We start from the raw sequence: 22719 nt of genomic DNA, 5'->3' as shown, positions 1-22719 counted from the left end.
TTATCAAAAGTTTAACAACCTATCCTGATTTTAGGAATGGTTCTTGTTTAATTACAACTACCAAACTAAAATTTATAGTATTATGAACAATTCAGAGTATAACAAAGCGGAAAATGCAGTAAACAATGTAGAAAATTCTTTACAGAATGCAACGGACAACGCCAAATGGAAAATCAATGAATTGGCAGGCAAGGCCAAAGATTACATCAATGAGAAAAGAAGCAATGATCAGGAGGCCAGCCAGGAAGACTGGTTAGACAGGGTAAAAGCTAATGTATCAGATGCATGGGAAGATATAAAGGATAAAGCAGATGAAGCATGGGAAAAAACCAAAGATGCAGCAGAGGATGTAAAGGCAGAATGGAATAAGAAAACCAATTAGTATTTCAGTCATATAAATATTTTCAATAAAATGGAGTCTTAAATTGATAAGGCTCCATTTTTTATTATGTCATAACCACAATTATTGTTACATTTGTAGTATAATAAACATTAAAAAATTATGTCATACGGTTTACTTAAAGGCAAAAAGGGAATTATTTTTGGAGCCCTTAATGAACAATCTATCGCATGGAAAGTTGCTGAAAGATGTCATGAAGAAGGTGCTGAATTCATTTTATCAAACGCTCCTATTGCTTTGAGAATGGGAGAACTTAATGGTTTAGCAGAAAAAACAGGCTCTGAAGTAATAGGTGCTGATGCTACTTCTATAGAAGATCTTGAAAAACTTTTTGATGCCGCTGTTGCAAAATTTGGAAAAATCGACTTTATCCTTCACTCTATCGGAATGTCTATCAACGTAAGAAAAGGAAAACATTATACAGAAATGAACTACGACTGGTTGGAAAAAGGCTGGGATATTTCCGCTGTTTCTTTCCACAAAGTAATGCGTGTGGCTTGGGAAAAAGACTGTATGAATGAGTGGGGAAGCATTTTGGCACTTACTTATATTGCTGCTCAGAGAACATTCCCGGATTATAATGATATGTCTGATAACAAAGCGTATCTGGAAAGTATCGCAAGAACTTTCGGAAACTATTGGGGTGAAAGAAAAGTACGTGTAAATACAGTTTCTCAGTCTCCTACAATGACTACTGCAGGTAGCGGTGTGAAAGGTTTCGGAGGATTCCTTGGATATGCAGAAGATATGTCTCCACTAGGGAATGCTACGGCTCTTGAATGTGCAGACTACTGTGTAACACTATTCTCTGATCTTACTAAAAAAGTAACGATGCAGAATCTTTTCCATGACGGAGGTTTCAGCAGCTCAGGAGTTACTCAGAGAGTAATCAGTAAATATGATACTGAATAATTAGCAGAAAACTTATTTTTTCAATACAATAAAGGAGTAATTCTATTCAATACAAGCAATGCATTCAGTGCATTGCTTTTTTTAATACAATCATCACAATAAACAAATATTTTTCAATAAAAAAAACGAATTAAATTAATAATTTTAATATTTAATAACATTAATTTAAAATATTTATGAATTTATTGAAATATCCGTAAATTAGCGCTATTAAATAATCTATTTATGGAAAAAAAATTTAAATCTTGTGCAGCAATAGTACTTATTGCTGTATCCTCATTTTTCAATGTCTCCAATGCTCAGACTTGCCCAAGTTGGGGACCGTACATTGAAGGCTTTGATATGGCTAACTCTGGTGAACTCTGGTATTCTGAAGTGATGGCAGACAACGCCTGCAAAAAAGTAAATACCTACTACTCTACATCGAATTTTTTCTTAGGTCCGCGAGGTGGTTATGCTGGAATTCAGTATAAACAAAACGAAATCTACAACAACATTTTTTCAATGTGGGATTTGCAGGACACTAACACCCCACAGTGTACTACAGAATACACTGCACCCAACACTCTTGTAGATGGTTTCGGAGGGGAAGGAACAGGTCTTCACACCGACAATCCAATGCCATGGACTCCCGGAACATGGTATGCCACTGTTGTGAGAAGATGGTCTACCGGTGACGGAAAAACCAGAATCGGATTCTTTATGTTTGATTATGGTACAGGAAAATGGAAACATTATGTTACTATTGTTACTCCTGAAAATGATGCAAAATTTACAGGAACTAAACTAGGAGGCTTTGTAGAAAACTGGAATACAGCAGCAAGCAAAGATACCCGTTGCGGATATTTCAGGAATTTCTGGAGTATGAATACAGAAGGTAACTGGTCAAAACCCTCACGATATACAGCTTCAGCCGGAACAGGTTCATGGGGAGCTCAAACAGCCTTTAACAATACAGCAATTAAGGTAACTTCCTGTGGTACGGCTCCAGCACCTTCCGGAGGGGCAATAACATTTACCGGAATTACTCAGACGGGAACAAAGCCCGGAACAACAGTACCAGTTTCCGTGGCCAGCGTTACTTCATCTTATAATACTTCTAATAATAAAGTGAATGTAAATTGGGCTAACTTAGAAACCACAAGCCCACAGCTTTCCTATAAGGTTTCATTATATACAGAAGCAAGCTGGGCAAATTCTTATACTCCTGTAGCTGTGGTTACGGGTATTCGCCCAGATCAGAGAAGTGCCCAGGTAGCACTTCCTGCAAATTCTCAACCGGGAAAATATTATGTAAGTGTTGTACTGGAAGATATTTTTAAACAAACTTCCAATTTTGGATATAACAGCCTGACAATAAGCAACATTACAACACCACCCACTATTGACCCCAATGCTTATTACCGCATAAAATGTGTAGGAAGCGACCTATACATTACCCCAGCTAATTACAGTACTGCCTCCAATACCAAAATGGTTCAATACCCTTTTAACAGCAATACTGCTCAACAATGGAAACTGGAAAAAGCTGGAAATAATTACATCATTATCAATCGTGCTTCAGGTTTAGCTATTGATATTCCAGGATCCAATATAACCAATGGTACTACGCTGATACAATATCCAAAACACAGTGGTAATAATCAACAATGGATATTAAAACCTTATACCTCTAATAAAGTTGTTATAGGAACTGCATTATCCAATATGAAATCAATGGATAATCCTGGTAATTCCCAAACCTCAGGAACTAATATAGATATCTGGGATCAAGACATGAATGGGTCAGCAGGTGCTAACCATCAGTGGGTGCTTGAACAGGTAACAACTGAAACATCCAAAATTTCTGTAAAACAAGAGATTGCCTCTACCGCTTATCCAAATCCGGTAAAACAAGGGGAAGATCTTACCATCAATCTTCCTGAAAACGGAAACACATATGAATTGACGATCATCAATGCAGAAGGATTAACGTTAAAATCCCAACAGGCAAAGGCAGGTAAAACGACCATCTCTACTTCAGGGATGAGAACAGGAGTCTATTTCTATAATGCTAAAAATAGTAACGGAACTCTTTCCGGGAAATTTTCAGTACAATAGTTTTTACCTATTTCTAAAGATATTTTAAATGCGAATCGGCGGCCTCTTCGAGGCCGCCGATTCTGTCAAAAATAATATTAATATGATATTATAAAATTACGGTCTGTATTGAGTGTGCAGGAGCATTTAGTTTAGCAGCCATTCCTTCTATCCATAGATTCGTTTCGATATCATTGTCTGAATCGTTCATGATAACGGTTACCAATTGCCCATTTTCATTCATAAATGCAGAAGATGTAAGGGCAGCTCTGTTGGAAGAACTTCCTATTCTCTGTGCATTTGGTTTGATATATTTTGAAACATGGCCAATATAATAGTATTCATAGGTGTAGAATACTTCTCCTGTTTTGGTATCTGCGATAATTGGGGCAAAGCAGAAGTTTCCTTTATGATTAGGTCCTCCGGTTTCATCCAGAAGAATATTCCAGTCAGTCCATAGCGCATTTCCTTTGTTGAAGTCGTTCAACATATTTTTGCTGTATAGCTCACCTAAGCTTACATCATAGATTTTATCCATACTGAACTGCTCTTTACATCCTTCGGTGAATGCAAGAAATTTGTCTGGAAAGGCTCTGTGCGTTTCTGCTAAGTTATCAAAAAGCTGGGTTTTATTATTCCATGTTTCATACCAGTGATATCCGATACCGCTGGCATATTTTGCTGTTTCAGGATCACTTAAAGTGGTCGTAGCTCTCTGATAAATAAGATCTCTGTTGTGATCCCAGATCATTACTTTTTTATCTTTATATCCGTTTTTCCAAAGAGTTGGGCCAAGATTCTTTTTCAGGAATTCTCCTTCTTCTTCAGCAGTGTAAATACACGATTCCCAGCTTTGGGTAGCCATTGGCTCATTCTGAACGGTTAATCCCCAGATATTGATTCCCCTTTTTTCGTATTCTTTGATGAATTTGATATAATAATCTGCCCACGTCTGGTAATACTGATTTTCCAATCTTCCGCCTTTGTATAAGCTTTGGTTTGACTTCATCCATGCTGGCGGACTCCATGGAGAGAAATAAAAAGTAAAATTATTTCCTATAGCCTTCTGAGCTTCTTTAATCATAGGAATTTTATATTTCTCATCATGAGCAACATTAAAAGTTTTCAGTGAAGTATCATTATCCTGCACATACGTATAAGAATCACTGGAAAAGTCGCAAGAGTTCATATTAGTACGAACCACAGTATATCCCAATCCGTTTTTTCCAAAATAAGCGTCAAGAATTTCTTTCTGCTTGTTCTTTGGCATTTTATAAAAAGTCTCCGCTGATGCATCTGTGATAGCACCTCCTATTCCTATCAGTTTTTGATATTTAAAATTCGGAGCCACAAAAATACAGGCATCCGTTTCTTTAGGCTGCCCGAATTGTGCAAATGTAACGGCTCCTTTATCCACCATCTTCTCATTCACTTTCGAGTTGGTAAGGACTACTTTAGCTGTTTTTCCTGCATTTTTTTTCCAATAATTCTGAGCATTGACATTAATGACAACACCTACTACAAAACAACTTACAATTAGTTTTCTCATGATTTTTTTCTGTTTTTGGATCTTTCGTCCCCTTTTTCATTATTTATTCTGATAGACTCTTACATAATCTATATAATACTTCTGTGGAAAAACCGTATCATCAATGCCTTCTTTCCCACCCCAAAACCCTCCTACTGCAAGATTTAAAAGAATAAAGTAAGGCTGATCAAAAGGCCATGCTTCATTGGTTTTCTCTTTATTCTCATAGGTAAAGAACTTTTGGTTATCTATATAAACATCTATCTTTTCCGGTGTCCAGTCTGCTTTATAGACATGGAATTTCTCACTGGCATCCTTCACAAACAGGGTATCCGTTTTTTGTGTTCCCTGAATATGATTATATTTTTTGGTATGAACAGAAGCATGGATATATCCCTGATTAAAACCAACATGTTCCATGATATCCAGTTCACCGTCATCCGGCCATTTTTTCATATTTTCGCTCATCATCCAGATGGCAGGCCATGTTCCGCGACCTTTGGGAAGTTTTGCTCTCACTTCTATTGTTCCATACTGAAAAGAGAATTTTCCTTTGGTTAAAAGTCTTGCAGAAGTATATTTACTCTTTTCCCAATTTTCTTTTCTGGCTTCAATGATGAGATTTCCATTTTCCATTCTGGCATTTTCAAGCCTGTTTTTGGTATAAAACTGAGCTTCCTGATTTCCAAAACCATCTCCTCCGGTATCATAATTCCATTTTAATGAATCCGGAAGTCCTTTGCCATTAAACTCATCACTCCAAATCAGTGTTCTGCCAGCATCTGGTTTCTTTAAGGCACAGTTGAGTACAGAAAAGAAGAAAATTCCTGCTGCACTCATTTTGATGAGATTTTTAGCTTTGATATTCATATGTATTAGGTTTTAGCTAAAGCCGCTCTTTTATATCTTAATAAGCGGGTTAAAACCCGCTCCTATTGAATCCAATTCAATTTATTTTGTCCAGTTAATTCTTTTGGTCTGAACATTTTGAGAATTGGTTCCGATCATAATATCGAATTCTCCACCTTCCCAGTCAAAATTTAATTCGTCATCAAAGAACTTCAGATCTTCCGGAGTAAGTTTAAAATCTACTTTTTTACTTTCCCCTTTTTTGATGAATATTTTCTGGAACCCTTTCAGCTCTTTTACAGGCCTTACTACTTTTCCGAAAAGATCTCTGATATAAAGCTGTACTACTTCTTCTCCATCATATTTTCCGGTATTGGAAACAGTAACGCTGATGTTCAATGTTTGATTTCCTGTAAGAGTTGTGGAACTTAAAGCCATATCAGAATATTTAAAATCTGTATAACTTAAGCCGTATCCAAACGGATATTTCGGATCATTATCAAGATCTATATAGGCGGAAACATAGTTTCTGTCTGTATTATTTTTTGCAGGTCTTCCCGTATTATAATGATTGTAATACACTGGAATCTGACCTTCTGTTCTTGGAAAACTCATTGGAAGTTTCCCGCCAGGATTTACCGAACCGAATACAACGTCTGCAATAGAGTTTCCAGCTTCTGTTCCCAGCCACCATGTGTACACAATTGCAGGAATATTGTCTGATGCCCAGTTGAAAATCAAAGGTCTTCCAGCATTGATCATCAGAATGATTGGTTTATCAGTTTTAGCAATTTCTTTCAGTAGATCTTCCTGAACACCTGTAAACCCGATATTACTTCTACTTTTTGCTTCTCCGCTCATCGCATGACCTTCTCCTAATGTCATGATGACAACATCAGCTTTTTTTGCGGTTTCTATGGCTTCCGCAAACTGACTTTTGTCCTGATCGTCAACGTTACAACCTTTGGCATATAATAAAGTGGAATTTTTATCCAGCTGATTTTTAATTCCGTCAAACTGTGAAACAATTCTTTGATTATCATCTTTGAAAGCAACAGACCAGAACCCATGATTGTCCACTGTTTCTTTACCAAAAGGCCCAATCAGAGCAACTGTTTTTACCGTTTTTGAAAGTGGAAGAATATTTCCCTGATTTTTAAGAAGAACGATACTTTTTGATCCGAATTCTCTTCCGAATTTTCTGTTTTCCTGATTATCGGTCTGTTCTTTTTGTCTTTTCTCATTACTGAATCTGTAAGGATCATCGAAAAGTCCCATTTCGAATTTCTTGGTTAAAATTCTTCCCGTTGCATCATCTACCAATTTAGGGTCTACTTTTCCTTCTTTAACCAATTTTGGAAGTTCTGCCATGTAGACACGGCTTTCCATATCCATATCGCTTCCCCCTTGTATAGCTCTTTCTGCTGCTTCGTTGGCATCTTTAGCGTAACCATGAGGAACCATTTCCCCGATACTTCCCCAGTCTGAAACGACGAACCCTTTGTAATTCCATTTTCCTTTTAAAAGATTTCTCTGAATATATTGGTTGGCCGTTGCTGGAACTCCGCTAATATCGTTGAATGAATTCATAAAAGTGGCAACACCTGCTTCTGCAGCAGCTTTGAATGGTGGAAGATACGTTTCATTCAGCTGTCTGAGACTCATATCTACGGAATTGTAATCTCTCCCTCCTACAGCGGCTCCGTATGCAGCAAAGTGTTTTGCACAGGCCATCACCGCATCAAGACTTCCTAAACCTCTGCCTTGAAATCCTTTAATTCTGGCTAAACCTATCTTTGTTCCCAAATAAGTATCTTCACCGGAACCTTCCATTACCCTTCCCCATCTCGGGTCTCTGGCAATATCAACCATTGGAGCAAATGTCCAGTGAATACCGTAAGCAGCAGCTTCTGTAGCTGCAATTCTTTCAGATTTTTCAATCATTCCCATATCCCAGCTTGCGGCTTGCCCAAGATTTACAGGAAATGTGGTACGATATCCATGGATAACATCCTGTCCGAACAGCAAAGGAATTTTCAACCTTGACTGCATGGCCAGTTTCTGAAAAGCTCTTGTTTCTTCTGATCCCGCAACATTCAGCATAGAACCTACTTTTCCTTTTTTAATTTCGTCCAAAACAGCAGCAGAATTAGAATGCTGTGGTCCTGTGGCATATTCAAACCCACTGTACTGAACCATTTGTCCTACTTTCTCTTCCAAAGTCATTTTAGACAGCAGCTCCGCTACTTTCTGATCAATTGTCTTTTGTCCGTAAGCATTCAATCCAAATGCGGAAAATGCCAGTAAGAAATAAACTCTTTTCATAGTATCAAATTAAAAAATATAGGTTGCTGTAGAACGTCCTGAAATTGTTACTGCAGCGGTTTTTCCGGCAAATTTAATATTAAAATTTTCATCTTCTTTATTATCGTTCTGAACAATTAATACTATTTTCCCAAATTGAGTCTTAAAAGCCGCTGTGGAAAGTTTATCGGTCTGCGTGGAAGCGATACGCTGAGATCCTGCAGGAACAAATTTCGATGCGTGTGCAATAATATAATAGGAAACATTTCTTGTGAAATTTTCACTATCAGAAACGGTAATAGCTCCCTTACATTCTGTACATCCGCCATCTGTATGCGGTGCAAATTTCGGATCATTGGCAAGGTTCCATTCCAGAGCTATTTTACTCCAGTTTCTCATAGAACCGATGATGACATTTTTTGTATGCCAGTTCAGGTCTTCAGTAAAAGTTCCTTTTGAACCTGTCCATTGTTCAGTAAAGTATAGGTTTTTATTTGGAAAAGCTTCATGCACCGTACTCAATGCAGAAATTTCTCCTTCATACAAATGAAAAGCTGAACCATCTATATATTGGTTTGCTTCTGCATCTTTTAAAATATCAATAGCATATTCAGGTTTATTGCAATTGTGGTCGTAAACAACAATTTTGGTAGAGATTCCATTAGTTTTAAAAACCGGACCAAGGTTGTTCTTAATAAAATCGCCTTGTTGTTCAGACGGCATATACAAACTCGGATTGTTTCCCGGATGTAAAGGCTCATTCTGAGGAGTTACAGCATCAATGGTGATGCCTTCTTTTTTCATTTCCTGAATGTATTTTACAAAGTATTGCGCATATGTTCCGTAGAATTCAGGTTTCAGACTTCCTCCTTTTGATTTTCCGTTGTCTTTCATCCAAACCGGAGCCGACCACGGAGCAGCAATGATTTTAATTTTTGGATTGATTGCTAAAATTTCTTTCAACATAGAAATCAAAGCTTTATCTCTTGCAAGACTGAATTTTGAAAGTGAAGCATCGGTCTGTCCTTGCGGCAGATCATCGTAAGAAAATACTTCGCCATCAAGATCAGAAGCACCTATGCTTAGTCTTAAATAGCTGATGGAGATTGAATTTTTATCAGTTCCAAAAAGTTCGTTAAGCAGTGCTTTTCTTTTGGAAGGCGACAATCTGTTGATTACCTCAACACTTCCTCCTGTTAATGTATATCCAAAGCCATCAATATATTGAAACTTTTGAGCATCATCAATTTCAATATTCTGAAAGCCGTTGGTGTTATTTACAAATTTAACCGGAGTCTGCTGCTGTAACTTTACACTTTCATCACCTTTTGTAAGCCAATACTGTACTTCATTTCCTTTATGGGAAGCAACGGAGTTACATGATAAAGAAAAAAGGGCCACACCACTAAGTAGTGCGGCACCTCTAAAGAAACTATATAAGTTGTAAAACTTCATGTTTAATATCCAGGATTTTGTTTTAAAATGGTATTCGGCAATTCATTGAACGGAATTGGCAGAATTTCATTTTTATTGGCTTTAAATCCTTTGAATGCAAGCTTGGAAGGAGCATCCCCCCATCTTACAAGGTCAAACCATCTGTGTCCTTCTCCTGCAAGTTCTCTTCTTCTTTCATCTTTAATAGCCTGTAAAGAAACAGGAACTGATGCTAATCCAACTCTTGCTCTTACTGCGTCTAATAAAGCCTGAGCTCTTGCTCCTGCTCCACCTAAAGCCTCTGCTTCCATGAGATACGTATCAGCTAGTCTTATTGCAATATAATTCTGACGGAAATTCAGTTCTGCTGGTCCTGGAAGTGAACTTTTTAAAGCATTTGTAGGTAAGTATTTATTTAAGAAATACCCTGTATCCGCAAAAGCAGGACTGTAAGAGATTTTACCATCTGTTACCAGTTTTTTTGCATTGAAAACAGTAACATCCAGCCTTGGATCTCCCTGCATGAAAGTAACAAAATTCTCTGTTACAGTATTAAATGCCCAGCCTGAATAGATATCCGGTGCATCATTATTCGGGATATTTTTTAGTGAGTAAGAACGAGGTCCTACCATTACATTGATAGAGTTTCCTTCATCTTTACCCTGTCCCCAGAATCCCCAATCGGAATTTCCTTTATTGGTATGCATTACTTCCAGAATAGATTCTGTTGAAAATTTATAAGGATCTGATAATTCAGGACCTACTTTAAATAAGTCTGCATAGTTCGCTACCAGTTTATACCCATATTGGCTGGTTCCTCCCGGAGTACCATTTACCTCAGCAAACTGAGCTGCTGCTTGAGGCATTTTTTTATCATAAAGATAGATTTTACCTAAAATAGCTCTTGCTGTTCCCTGTGTGATTCTTCCTTTATCATTCCCGCTTGATACCATCATTAAATCCGGAATGGCAGCATTGATATCACCTTCTATCTGAGTATATACATCACTTGGATTAGCTTGTGGAATATTCCAATAGTTATCATCAAATTTTACGGATTTAAGAATCAAAGGAATATTTCCAAACATTCTTAGCAGTTCGAAATAATATAAGGAACGAAGAACTTTTGCTTCTGCGATATATCTTTTCTTAATATCATCACCCATATTAGCACCCGGAACTCTTTCTATTAAAAGGTTAGCACGTGCAATTCCCTGATAATAGTCTCTCCAGTAACTGGCTGGCATTGTATTCGGGTTTATCATATAGTTATTCAATCCCTGAATTCCTGCTCCATCATTAGAGTTTCCTCCTCCTGAATAAAAATCATCAGACCCTGCATTAAAGAAAGTAACGCTATTCTCAAATCCACCTGAATATTTTCTTAAAAGATCATATACAGAAACTAATGCGCTAAAAGATTGCTGTTCATTCTGAAAATACAAATCAGTATTAAAAGATCCTGAATTCTGCACATTATCCAGATAGGAATCGCTGCACCCCATATTGGTAAAACTCAGACCTGTCAGAAATGCAACGGCAAGTCCTTTATATATAAAATTCTTATTTTTCATTTTGTTAATCATTAAAATTGAATATTAGCACCTATCAGGAATGTTCTCGCCTGTGGATAGTAAGCTCTGTCTACACCAATAATATCTTGCTCAGAGTTATTTCTTCCTGCAATTTCCGGATCATATCCTGTATATTTTGTAAATGTAACAAGGTTTTCTCCAGTGATGTACAATCTTACTTTGCTCATTCCGAAACGTTGGGTAACATCCTTAGGAATGGTATAACCTAACTGAACGATTTTCAAGCGTACATAATCTCCTTTCTGAAGATAATAATTGGACATCCATGAATAGTTATGATTAGGGTCATTACGGGTAACTCTTGGGTTATCATTGGTAGATCCTTCACCTGTCCATCTGTCTAAGATTTTTGTCTGGTAATTGGCATCAAGCATATCTAATCTTCTTAGACCTTGGAAAATCTTGTTACCAGCCTGTCCTTGTGCGAACATCATCAAATCAAAATTCTTATAATTAAGATTTACGGTAAGTCCGAAAGTATATTTCGGGATAGAGCTTCCTAAGTTTACTTTATCTTCATCATCAATTTTACCATCTCCGTTATTATCCTGCCAGATAAAGTCTCCCGGTTTGGCATCAGGTAGTAATTTTACTCCATTCGCATTTACATAGTTGTCGATCTGTGTCTGATTCTGGAAAACACCACTATAAGTTTGTCCGTAAAATGATCCGTAAGGCTGTCCTACTGCTACTCTGGATACCGCTCCCATGGTTTGGAAAGAAGCCAGGTTGAAGTATTTAATATCATCTTCCAATCTCAAAACTTCATTCTTTATGGTAGCGAAGTTACCATTAACTGAAATTCCGAAATCTTCCCAGTTCTTTTTGTAGCCTAATTCAAGTTCCAGTCCGGTATTCTGCATATCTCCTACGTTTGACCAAGGTAAATTCGGAACTCCTACATAACCAGGGATATTGATCTGTCTAAGGATATCAGTTGTTTTCTTTTTGTACCAGTCTGCTGTAAGGGTAAAATTGTTGAATAATTTTAAATCAGCAGCAATATTCAGCTGACTGGTCTGTTCCCATTTTAGATTTGGGTTTTCCAGTGTACTTGGTGCATATCCAATGATGATATTATTTCCAGAGTTGGTATAGTTACTTCCTGAAACCATGAAACTTGCAAATCTGAAATTATCCATCTCATCATTACCTAAAACTCCATAACCTCCTCTTAGTTTTAAGTTGTTGATTACTTTATTCTCAGGCCAGAAGTTTTCCTTATGAACATTCCACCCTAATGACATAGATGGGAAAGTTCCCCAATGCTGATTGGTCGCAAATTTTGAAGATCCATCTCTACGAATTGTTCCGGTGAACAAATATTTGTCTGCATAATCGTAAATAATTCTACCAAAATAAGATGCTTTACGGGTTTGAATACCATCCCATCCTGTGGCAGTAATATTATCCTGCGGAATATTGAAATTGAAGGAAGCATCCTGCCAATTATCAATAGGTAGGTTACTATATGTCAAACTAGCTCCACCAGCAATGTTGTATCGGTAAACTCCCTGCCCAACCATAATATTGATATTATGATCTCCAAACTTATTCTGATATGTCAGCGTATTTTCCATACTCCACTCAAATTTATTTTCGTCCACCTTATTCAAACTGTTGAAGCTGGTATTGTTATAGTTTGGACTTAAATAATATTTCGGAGTAAAAGAACGGCTTCCCCAATAGGATTTTTTTCCATTCAAGCTGGACTTAAATGTAAAATGCTCAAGAAATTTAAGTTCAGCAAAAACATTTCCTACAAAATCATCTGACCAGTTATAATTTCCTTGTTGTATGTGACGGAAAGCCTGTGGATTGGTCATTTCCTGATTTACATATCTTGAAATTCCATATGGACGACCTTCAGAATCACGAATGATATACGGATTGGTATAGCCGCTCGGATCTACCATTGACCAATCTGTTACAACAACTGGAGTGGTAGGATCCAGATTAACGGCTGAAGCCAACGGCCCCCCGTATTCCTCGTTTGCACTTACTCCCTGAGATTTCACATGGGTATATGCAAAGGTTTGACCTAACGTCAGGTAGTCTGTAACTTTATGTGTTGAGTTAAATCTGGCATTGATTCTTTTGTAATAAGAAATATCACTCAGTACAATACCACTCTGATCAAAATATCCAAATGATGTATAGTATGTTGATTTTTCATTACCACCAGTAATGCTTACTTCATGAGACGATTTTTCACCTGTTCCGAAAATAGCATCCTGCCAGTTTGTTCCTTTTCCAAGTGATTCCGGATTAGTGAATCTAGGCGCTCCTCCATCATTAACGAAACCTTCATTGATAATTTTGGCATATTGTGTAGCATCCAAAAGATCCAGCTTTTTTGAGGCATTTGAAAAGCCATAAAAACCATTATAAGAAAGGGTAAGTTTTCCTTTTTTTCCTTTTTTAGTGGTTACCAGAATTACCCCTTTGGCAGCAGAGACTCCGTAAATTGCAGCTGAAGCACCGTCTTTTAATACTTCAATACTTTCTATATCAGACTGATTAAGCCATCCGATATTATCTACAACGATACCATCTACGACCCATAAAGGACTGTTACTTCCCGCTCCAAAACTGGTAATACCTCTTACACGTACAGTAGCTGCAGCACCAGGCTGCCCCGAATTGGTTACAACAGAAACACCAGCTGCCCTTCCTTGTAATACCTGCTCTGGCTTACCAGATGGAATGTTTTCTATGTCGCTGGCTTTAATACTGGCTATAGCTCCCGTTACATTACTCTTTTTCTGAGTACCGTAACCGATAACTACAACTTCGTCTATTTTGTTTTCTTTAGCAAGTGTGTCCTTCGCCTGTTTGGTCTGGGCACTGAAGTTGGCCGTAAAATAGAGGACGGCAACCACTCCTACGCTTCTTGATATTCTTACATTCATATACAGTTATTGTTTAATTCTCAAATTGAGACAATAAAAATATATTTTTTTTTAATTAATTAACATTCTATTCATAAATATTTTAATTTTTCTTTTATTTTTCAGGGTTAGAAGCCCTATCTTCGCATCAATATTTCATAAAATATCATAAAAAATTAATAAAGTTATCTCCCAAAATGATCGTCAAGCCTTCTAAAATTTCCCTTCCCTTAAAACTTACCTTTCTTATTTTTTCAATGGTTTTAAACTGCATGGGACTTGTGATTCTGCAGTTATCTCAGGAGAAAATCACTTATGGAGAACTGGGGCTGCTGGAGTCTTTTAAAGATTTACCTATTGCTTTTATTTCGCTTTTTGCGGTGAGCTTTATTAACAAAACCGGACCTAAAAAAGCATTGATTTTAGCTTTGACGATTGTTGGGCTCTGCTCTTGCCTTCTTCCATTTGTAGAAGTTTTCTGGTTTTATAAATTGTGGTTTGCTATCATAGGAGCCTGTTTTGCCATTGGTAAGATCTGTGTTTTTGGGATCATCAGGAATAATATTTCGGATGAAAAATCCTTGGCCAAAACCATGAATAATGTGGAAGCGTCTTTTATGATCGGAATTTTCGTGGTGAATACCGGATTTGGGTGGATCATTTCCAGTCAGTATTCAGAATTCTGGAAATTTGGCTTCTTATTAATTGCTTTACTAGCTGTGTTTACCATCTTTCTGCTTTCAAAAATAGAAATAGTAGAATCCAAGCCTATGGAAAACAAAAGTATTCTCTCTGAGTTATCAGGATTTACTACCCCAGCTGTAGCTTTATTTCTAGGAGTCGTATTTTTTATCGTTTTTGTAGAACAGGGATTCAATTCGTGGCTGCCTTCTTTTTACAAAAACCATCTGAAAGTCAATTCTTTTTTTGCTCTTCAGGCTACTTCTTTCCTATCCCTTTTTTCTTATGCCGGAAGAACGGCTACTGCTAATATTATCAAAAGATTTGCACTGCCAAAATATTACATTACATGCATGATTCTGATCATCGCATTACTGGTCACTATCGTTAGCATACAATATTTTGAATCAGAAGATTCCAGAATGCTTCTTTTTTTGTTTCCGGTTATTGGTCTGTTCCTTTCGCCACTCTACCCTGTTATCAACTCGAAAATGATTGCTCAGGTGGACAAAGATAAAATCAATCTGTTCACATCTCTAATTGTGATTTTTTCTTCCCTGGGAAGCTCTGTCAGTTCAATTATTATGGCCATTTTATTTGAAAAACAGCTGTTAAATTACTATCCATTATACATCTTATCCTCTGTAATTCTGCTTTTTGTGATTAGTTTAATATATTTTACTGTCACAAATAGAAAATAGTTTTATTTTTACTACCATGAAAATCAAAGACACAAAAAGTAAAGAAACGCTTCGGGAACTTATCGATACTAAAGATTTCGTAGCACATATTTCTGTAGACTGCACCATATTCGGCTTTCATAATAATATTCTGAAAGTTCTGCTTTTAAAATATCATGATCTGGATCTGTGGTCACTTCCAGGTGGTTTTGTTTTCAATGACGAAGATCTTAGAGAAGCTGCTGAAAGGGTTTTATATGAAAGAACCCATCTTAAAGGTTTATTTTTGAAACAGTTTCACACGTTTGGAAGAATAGACCGTACAGAAAATAATGTTCATCAGATTCTTCTTCAAAATAAAGGAATAACCGTACCTGAAGACCACTGGATTTTCCAGCGCTTTGTGACAGTAGGCTATTGCAGCCTTATTGATTTTTCATTAACAGATACTTTTCCTGATGCTTTCAACGAAAGCTGTGAATGGTTTGAAGTGAATAACCTGCCCAAAATGGCTTTCGATCATGACAGAATTATAGAAACCGGTCTGGAATATCTGAGAATGAACATCAATACGGAAGTGGCAGCAAGTAACCTGCTTCCGGAAAAATTTACAATGAAAGACCTTCAGGCTCTCTATGAAACTATTTTAGGACAGAAATTCAGAAGAAATAACTTTCAGCGAAAAATTTTAAGTTTAAATATCCTTGACAGAATGGAAAAGCTCTATGACGGTTCAGCCAATAAAGCGCCTTATCTGTACAAATTTAAAACTGAAGTTCATAATTCTACCAATCAGTATCCCATCTCAAATGATGAGGAGTCATAAAAATATAAATTTAACCCAAATCATCAATAAAGTAGCATTATATATCTGGAAACCAACAACAAAATAAGTTTCTAAAAAAACTTTTCAGACACCACGAAAAATGTTACTTTTAACCAAATCAAAAAATCATGTCATATTATCCTCTTACAAGCATCCCTGATTATTACGGAATTGATGCTTTACTTACTGAAGAACACAAACTAATCCGCCAATCTGTAAGAGACTGGGTTGAAAGTTTTGTAATGCCGCAGATAGATCAGGCCGCACAAAATCATACAGATATTCCTAATCTGATGAGAGAATTGGGGAAAATCGGGGCATTAGGACCTTATATCCCTGTTGAGTATGGCGGTTCAGGATTAGATCAGATTTCTTATGGTCTGATTATGCAGGAGTTGGAAAGAGGAGATTCTGCAGTACGTTCTGCTGCTTCAGTACAGAGCTCTTTGGTGATGTTTCCTATCAACGAATTCGGTTCTGAGGAACAGAAAATGAAATATCTTCCTAAGCTTGCTGCCGGAGAAATGATCGGATCTTTTGGATTGACAGAGCCTAACCATGGTTCAGACCCAAGTTCTATGGAAACTTATTTTAAAGATATGGGAGATCATTATCTTTTAAATGGTGCTAAAATGTGGATCACCAACTCTCCACTTTGCGATATCGCTGTAGTATGGGCGAAAAATGAGGAAGGAAAAGTACAGGGATTAATCGTTGAAAGAGGAATGGAAGGTTTCACCACTCCTGAAACACACAATAAATGGAGTTTAAGAGCTTCCAAAACAGGAGAACTGGTATTTAATGATGTAAAAGTTCCGAAAGAGAACCTTCTTCCTGGAGTAACCGGACTAAAGGGACCTCTTTCTTGTCTGAACTCTGCAAGATACGGAATCTCATGGGGGGTAATTGGTGCTGCTATTGATTGCCACTGTACTGCTGTTCAGTATTCTAAGGAAAGAAAACAGTTTGGAAAACCAATCGCTTCTTACCAGCTTCAGCAAAAAAAATTAGCTGAATTCTTAACAGAGATTACAAAAGCTCAGCTATTATGTCTTCAGTTAGGAAATCTTAAAAATGCCCACAAAGCAACTCCGGCTCAAATCTCTATGGCTAAACGTAACAACGTAAACATGGCTATTGAAATTGCAAGAGAATCAAGACAGATCCTTGGTGGTATGGGAATCATGGGTGAGTTCCCAATGATGAGACATGCCGCGAACCTGGAATCTGTAATTACTTATGAAGGAACTCATGACGTTCATTTGTTAATCACTGGTTTAGATATTACAGGAATTAACGCTTTCTAAAAAAAGACAAACTTATAAATAAAGAGTCTGGCCAATGGTCAGACTCTTTTATTTTACTCACTTTTCAGAGAATTGATATTCAATGAATAATTATTGATGCTATAATATTTTTGTCAATTTATTAAAGTTATTACCTTAATGAACACAAAAAATCATCAATATGAAAAAAATTACGACTTTTTTATTGGGTCTTGCGGCCCCATTCTATTTTGCACAACAAGCCGGCGATGTTGTAAGCGCCGAACAGAAACTGGATCTTACCCCACAGGGAGTTATCAATTTTATAGCCAATAATCTTGGCGATCAGAATGCACCGGAATTTTCAAGTTATCTAAACAGCTTTAATATTGGTCTGAAAGGATACAAGATTACTTACTACACCAAAAATGAAAACAATGTACTTGTAAAAGCAACCGGATTGCTTATGTATCCTAATGTACCTTTCAAACTTTCAACGGTGGTATCAGATCACGGAACAACGGACAGCAGAGATAATGTTCCTTCCAATTTCAAAGGAGCTTTAACTGCAGGATTTGTTGTAGAACTATCTTATGTACTCAACGGTTATATTCTAATGGCACCTGACTATGTAGGTATGGGATCTGGTGACGGAGTCCATCCTTATGTGGATTACGCTACAGAAGCCGGTGCAACCATTGATTTCGTTACTGCTGCCAATAAAGTATTGGCACAATTGAACATTAAACGTTATGACGAATATTTCTTAGCCGGATATTCTCAGGGTGCACATGCTGCCATGTCTACCCTAAAAAGATTAAGCATTTCGAATCCCAATAATATAAAATTCAAATATGCGTATATGGGAGACGGACCGTATGATTTTTCCGGAGTAACTTTAAATAAAGGCGTCCTGGAAAAAGATATTTATCCGTTTACTTCATTCCTGGCAAATGTTCTTCACACCTGCAATAACACAGGATATAAAACCTATACTAACAACATTTCAGAAGTTATTTCTGCGGAATATCTCGACAAATACAATTATCATGTTGTTCAGGATAATGGCGGACTTTTGTGGGGTCCTGTCATATGGAGAAAGCTCTTTACACCCAGCTTCGTGAATGATGTCACCAATAATCCCAATAACAAGCTCAGACTATGTATGAAGCCTAAGGATGTGTACGACTGGTATAATAAAACACCGATGACATTGGGGCATTCTACTATAGATTTAGCTATTCCGCCGGAAAATACTTCCAAAACAATTGATGTTCAGCGCGGATATTATCCATGGTGGGATCTGAATAAATACAAACTGGATTCTTTCTACTGGGGACCACTAGGACATGTGGGAGGAATTCTGCCATTTACTTTAGCTTCCAATGCGAAATTCAATACGTTGAGAAGCGGTGGACTTCTTAATGAATGGGCTATTGCAGGATCAATTTTCGGTAAGCAATCGGCAGAGAAAACTTCTGACAAGCCTACCCTTCTATCTTCACAGATAAAACCGGATCTAGGAAATATGCAGCTGGTTGAAATTACAGATTTTAATAAAGAAAAAGCACAGAGCAGAGCTGCCAATGACCATAATTTATCAACTTTAAAAGACGGAGTTTATTTATTAAAAGTATCAGAAAACAATGAAAACAAAATAATCCCGTACATCAAAAATACCCCTAAAGAAGTTGCTGAAAACGAAATCGTACAATCTACGAATGCATCAGTTCTCCAATTAAAAGTGGATCAGGAAGAACTTACTGCAGTGAATATTTTTGACGAAAATAAAACGCTGATCAAAAGTATTTCCCAAAAACAATATCATGAAGCCGGGGGAATCAATATTCAGGATCTGGAAAATAAAAACTATACGTTTGAAGTAGTTACGCCTTATTATAATCTTCAGTTCAGTAAAGCGGTTGGCGGTACTCCTTCACCAGAAAACAACACTGATATCTATGCTCAAAAACAACAAATTGTAGCCAGAGCCAGCAATGACATTAAAAATATTAGCATCTACAGTATTTCCGGTGCTCTGATTGTTCAGCAGGAAGTAAACCAGCCATTGTTTGAATCCAGAAGCCTGGAATCAGGAGTATATCTGGTACAAATCACACTTTCTAACGGAAAAGTCATCAATAAAAAAATAAAACTCTAGCAACAATCCTCTTCAATAATCTCATTTCAAGTTAATTTTTGGCACTTCAGCGATGAAGTGCTTTTTTTGTCTCACATTTAAAATAACTCCACAAAAAAGAATTGGAAATAAATTTCGATTTAAAACTATTAAAATTATGTAATCCATTATTATTTATCATTTTACGCTATTCCATTTTATCTTTTAGAAAAAAATATATTAAAATCACAAAAATGATTCTTGTCATTTATTTTAAATTATTCTAAATAAGATTAGCAAACTAGTATTGAGGCTCCTACTTTTGCCGAAAGAATAATGCCAGATGATACATAATGACCCCCGATTCCCTTTGAGACTCCGATTTCTCAGTTTTTTTATTTTTATCCTTACGATTACAGCAGTCAAGTCACAGAATCTACAGTTTACAATCACTTTTGAAGTAAAAAACAATGATCAATCCTTAATAAAAGGTTCTGAAATCAAGATTTCCAATGAAGAAAATTCCTATTCAGTATCTACCGATGATAAAGGAAGTGCTATCATTCCACTTACTTCTGGAAAATATAAAATAGAAATCTGGAAAAACGGAATTCCAGGGTATTCCAATAAAATATTTGTGACAAAAACAGAAACTTTCACTCTGCCATTTCAGGAAAAGCTCAATACGATTGAAGAAGTAGTGATTACTGCCAAAGAAGGAAAAGGACTTACCTCTTCTTCCATCATTAATCAGCGGGCTATGCAACATTTGCAACCGTCAAGTTTTTCCGATCTTCTGGAACTTCTTCCAGGTGGAAGATCAAATGATCCGGTTCTTAATCAGGTTAACAAAATCAGTCTTCGTGAAACCGGAAGACCCGGCACAGATTACAATACGTCCTCGATGGGAACTATTTTTTTGGTGGATGGTGCTCCGCTGAACTCCAATGCCAACCTGCAGTATTCCTATGATTTTTTAGATAAAACAAATAACGGGCTGAAACGCAGACTCAATATAACCAGCGGTGTAGATATGCGAACCATTTCTACAGATCAGATTGAAAGTGTGGAAGTTCTCCGCGGAATCCCTTCCGTCATCTATGGAAACCTGACTTCAGGAATTGTAAAAATCACGAACAAATCCGGATATACAAAATGGAAAGCCAGATTTAAAGCAGACGGCTACAGTAAGCTTTTTGCAGTGAGCAAAGGTTTTGAAAACAAAGAAAAAGATCTCAAAATCAATACAGGTCTGGATTATCTGAATGCAAAGACCGACCCAAGAGACCGTTTGGAAAGTTATAAAAGAATTACGGCTCACCTCAGTATCATTAAAGAAAAGAATTATGATCACGGAACGGCAAAATGGCAAAGTAATCTAGGTTATACAGGATCTCTGGATGGTTCAAAATCAGATCCTGATATAGACTTGTCTGAGCTTAATTCTTATGAAGTGAATAATCATTTGTTGAGTCTTTCTAACCTGTTCAATTATACTAAAAATGAATCTTCATTCTACCGTTCTACCGAAATTCAGGCAACAGTCAACCAGAGATTTGACAAAATCAAGCAGACTAAATTTATTCAACTTGAAAATGCAACGGCTTTTCCTCTCTCAACAACTGCAGGAGAATATGATGGGTATTATCCTGAACCTCGTTACATTTCTAATTATACAGTAGACGGAAAACCACTTGATCTGTTTGTCAAAATGATTAATAATTTTCAGATTAATTATAAATCGGTAACACATGAGTTCAATGCCGGATTTGACTGGCAAATGAGTAAAAATTGGGGTAAAGGACAATTATTTGACATCTACAGACCTGTTGACCCCAAGGCGACATTCAGACCGCGTGCATACCGCGATATTCCTGCTTATATGACTTCTGCATTGTTTTTGGAGTCTGTCAACTCATTACAAGCAGGTAAACATAAACTTATACTGGCATTAGGACTCAGAGGGAATACAATGATGAATTTGCCTTCCCAATTCAAAATGAACGGAAAATTGTATGCAGATCCAAGAGCCAATTTCCAGTGGGAACTTCCCTCTTTTGATTTGATGAATAAAAAGGCAACCTTAGCTTTAACATTAGGATATGGAAAACAAAGTCTGTTCCCTGATCTCAATCTTCTGTATCCAGAACTTATTTACAAAGATATCCAGCAGCTGAATTATTTTCATAATAATCCAAATTACAGAAGAATCAATTATAAAACACTGATTTACAACCCACAGAATCCGGAGATAGAACCCGCTGTGAATGAAAAATTTGAAGCAAGAGTTGATTTCAGTCTGGGAGCACATCAGCTTTCGGTAACTGTTTTTAAAGAAAATATGCGCAATGCATTCCGTTCTATGAATGAATATGCTTTGTATAAGTATAAAAAATATGATACTTCAGTACTGAATCATGATGCCATCACTTCCCCACCGGATGTGAACACACTTCCCTATCAGACAATGAATGAAAACTTTCTTTACACTACTCAGCGAAATGGAAGCAAAGTGGATAAAGAAGGGATTGAATTTCAATATTCCTCCAATAGAATTCCTGTAATTAATACAAGGTTTACTTTAAATGGAGCGTGGTTTCGCACAAAATATGGTAATAGTATTCCGGTCTACAGAGGAAGAGATTTATTGATCAACGGAAGGCCTTATCCTTATCTTGGATTATATGAAGGAATGGAACCCAATTCGGTGAATGAAGTTTTGAATACCAATCTGATGTTGGATACCTATATTCTACGCCTGGATCTTGTTTTTTCTTCATCATTCCAGTTTTCATGGTATTCTATGAGAAAAGTTCTTCCTATGAGCGGGATTCCTAGCCATTATGTAGATCAAAATGGTACTGTTCTCATTTACAACCCGGATGCTGTAAAAGGAACTATCCTGGAAAGCCTGATGATTTCTCAGAATGAGAATTTATACAATACCACCAGAAGACCTATGGAAATGAATCTCAATCTGAAAGTAACCAAAAGCTTCAGAAATAAAGCGGTGGTTGTTTCCATGTTTGTCAACAGATTATTCAGCTATTATACCCCTTATAACATCAACGGATTTACCATCAACAGAAAAGGAGCATATGATCCTTATTTCGGAATGGAAATCAATTTCAATTTATAAACAATTTCAATTCAATA

At 36.8% G+C, this 22719-nt stretch carries 14 protein-coding genes; 8 read left to right on the top strand and 6 right to left on the bottom strand.

What is annotated here, in order from left to right:
* Positions 1 to 82: 82 nt before the first annotated feature.
* The 3 genes from CQ046_RS17005 to CQ046_RS16995 all read left to right on the top strand — a co-directional run bounded on the left by CQ046_RS17005 (position 83) and on the right by CQ046_RS16995 (position 3412).
* Entirely contained in the window at positions 83 to 382 is a 300-nt protein-coding gene (locus CQ046_RS17005; RefSeq protein WP_105703427.1) for a hypothetical protein, read from the top strand.
* Positions 383 to 502: 120 nt separating this feature from the next.
* Positions 503 to 1312, top strand: coding sequence for an enoyl-ACP reductase (locus tag CQ046_RS17000; protein ID WP_047375319.1), 810 nt, complete (start codon positions 503 to 505; stop codon positions 1310 to 1312).
* A 225-nt stretch (positions 1313 to 1537) separates the two neighbouring features.
* On the top strand, positions 1538 to 3412 hold the full coding sequence (locus CQ046_RS16995) for a DUF3472 domain-containing protein (protein WP_105703426.1): 1875 nt from the start codon (positions 1538 to 1540) through the stop codon (positions 3410 to 3412).
* A gap of 88 nt (positions 3413 to 3500) precedes the next feature.
* Here the strand turns inward: CQ046_RS16995 and CQ046_RS16990 are convergent, their stop codons facing one another.
* From CQ046_RS16990 to CQ046_RS16965, 6 genes are all read right to left on the bottom strand, one after another.
* On the bottom strand, positions 3501 to 4940 hold the full coding sequence (locus CQ046_RS16990) for a glycoside hydrolase family 30 protein (protein ID WP_105703425.1): 1440 nt from the start codon (positions 4938 to 4940) through the stop codon (positions 3501 to 3503).
* Between the two features lie 39 nt (positions 4941 to 4979).
* Positions 4980 to 5789: a family 16 glycosylhydrolase gene (locus tag CQ046_RS16985; protein ID WP_105703424.1), complete on the bottom strand. Its 810-nt coding sequence runs from the start codon at positions 5787 to 5789 to the stop codon at positions 4980 to 4982.
* 81 nt (positions 5790 to 5870) lie between these two features.
* Positions 5871 to 8093 (bottom strand): beta-glucosidase BglX, encoded by a 2223-nt coding sequence (gene bglX, locus CQ046_RS16980; RefSeq protein WP_105703423.1) that lies wholly within the window; start codon positions 8091 to 8093, stop codon positions 5871 to 5873.
* A gap of 9 nt (positions 8094 to 8102) precedes the next feature.
* Positions 8103 to 9527: a glycoside hydrolase family 30 protein gene (locus tag CQ046_RS16975; protein WP_105703422.1), complete on the bottom strand. Its 1425-nt coding sequence runs from the start codon at positions 9525 to 9527 to the stop codon at positions 8103 to 8105.
* A 2-nt stretch (positions 9528 to 9529) separates the two neighbouring features.
* Entirely contained in the window at positions 9530 to 11080 is a 1551-nt protein-coding gene (locus CQ046_RS16970; protein WP_105703473.1) for a RagB/SusD family nutrient uptake outer membrane protein, read from the bottom strand.
* A gap of 11 nt (positions 11081 to 11091) precedes the next feature.
* Positions 11092 to 14013, bottom strand: coding sequence for a SusC/RagA family TonB-linked outer membrane protein (locus CQ046_RS16965; protein ID WP_105703421.1), 2922 nt, complete (start codon positions 14011 to 14013; stop codon positions 11092 to 11094).
* 176 nt (positions 14014 to 14189) lie between these two features.
* Between CQ046_RS16965 and CQ046_RS16960 the strand changes: the two genes are divergently transcribed.
* From CQ046_RS16960 to CQ046_RS16940, 5 genes are all read left to right on the top strand, one after another.
* Complete coding sequence (locus tag CQ046_RS16960; protein WP_105703420.1) at positions 14190 to 15374, top strand: MFS transporter; 1185 nt, start codon at positions 14190 to 14192, stop codon at positions 15372 to 15374.
* 16 nt (positions 15375 to 15390) lie between these two features.
* Positions 15391 to 16179: an NUDIX hydrolase gene (locus CQ046_RS16955; RefSeq protein WP_105703419.1), complete on the top strand. Its 789-nt coding sequence runs from the start codon at positions 15391 to 15393 to the stop codon at positions 16177 to 16179.
* A gap of 128 nt (positions 16180 to 16307) precedes the next feature.
* Positions 16308 to 17486: an acyl-CoA dehydrogenase family protein gene (locus CQ046_RS16950; protein WP_105703418.1), complete on the top strand. Its 1179-nt coding sequence runs from the start codon at positions 16308 to 16310 to the stop codon at positions 17484 to 17486.
* A 160-nt stretch (positions 17487 to 17646) separates the two neighbouring features.
* The gene (locus CQ046_RS16945; RefSeq protein WP_105703417.1) at positions 17647 to 19605 is read left to right on the top strand and encodes a T9SS type A sorting domain-containing protein; all 1959 of its coding nucleotides are present in this window, start codon (positions 17647 to 17649) and stop codon (positions 19603 to 19605) included.
* 301 nt (positions 19606 to 19906) lie between these two features.
* Positions 19907 to 22702 (top strand): TonB-dependent receptor plug domain-containing protein, encoded by a 2796-nt coding sequence (locus CQ046_RS16940; RefSeq protein ID WP_105703416.1) that lies wholly within the window; start codon positions 19907 to 19909, stop codon positions 22700 to 22702.
* Positions 22703 to 22719: the final 17 nt, after the last annotated feature.

The sequence above is a fragment of the Chryseobacterium sp. MYb7 genome, assembly GCF_002979455.1.
Classification (GTDB): domain Bacteria; phylum Bacteroidota; class Bacteroidia; order Flavobacteriales; family Weeksellaceae; genus Chryseobacterium.
This window is presented reverse-complemented; position numbering and strand designations above follow the sequence as displayed.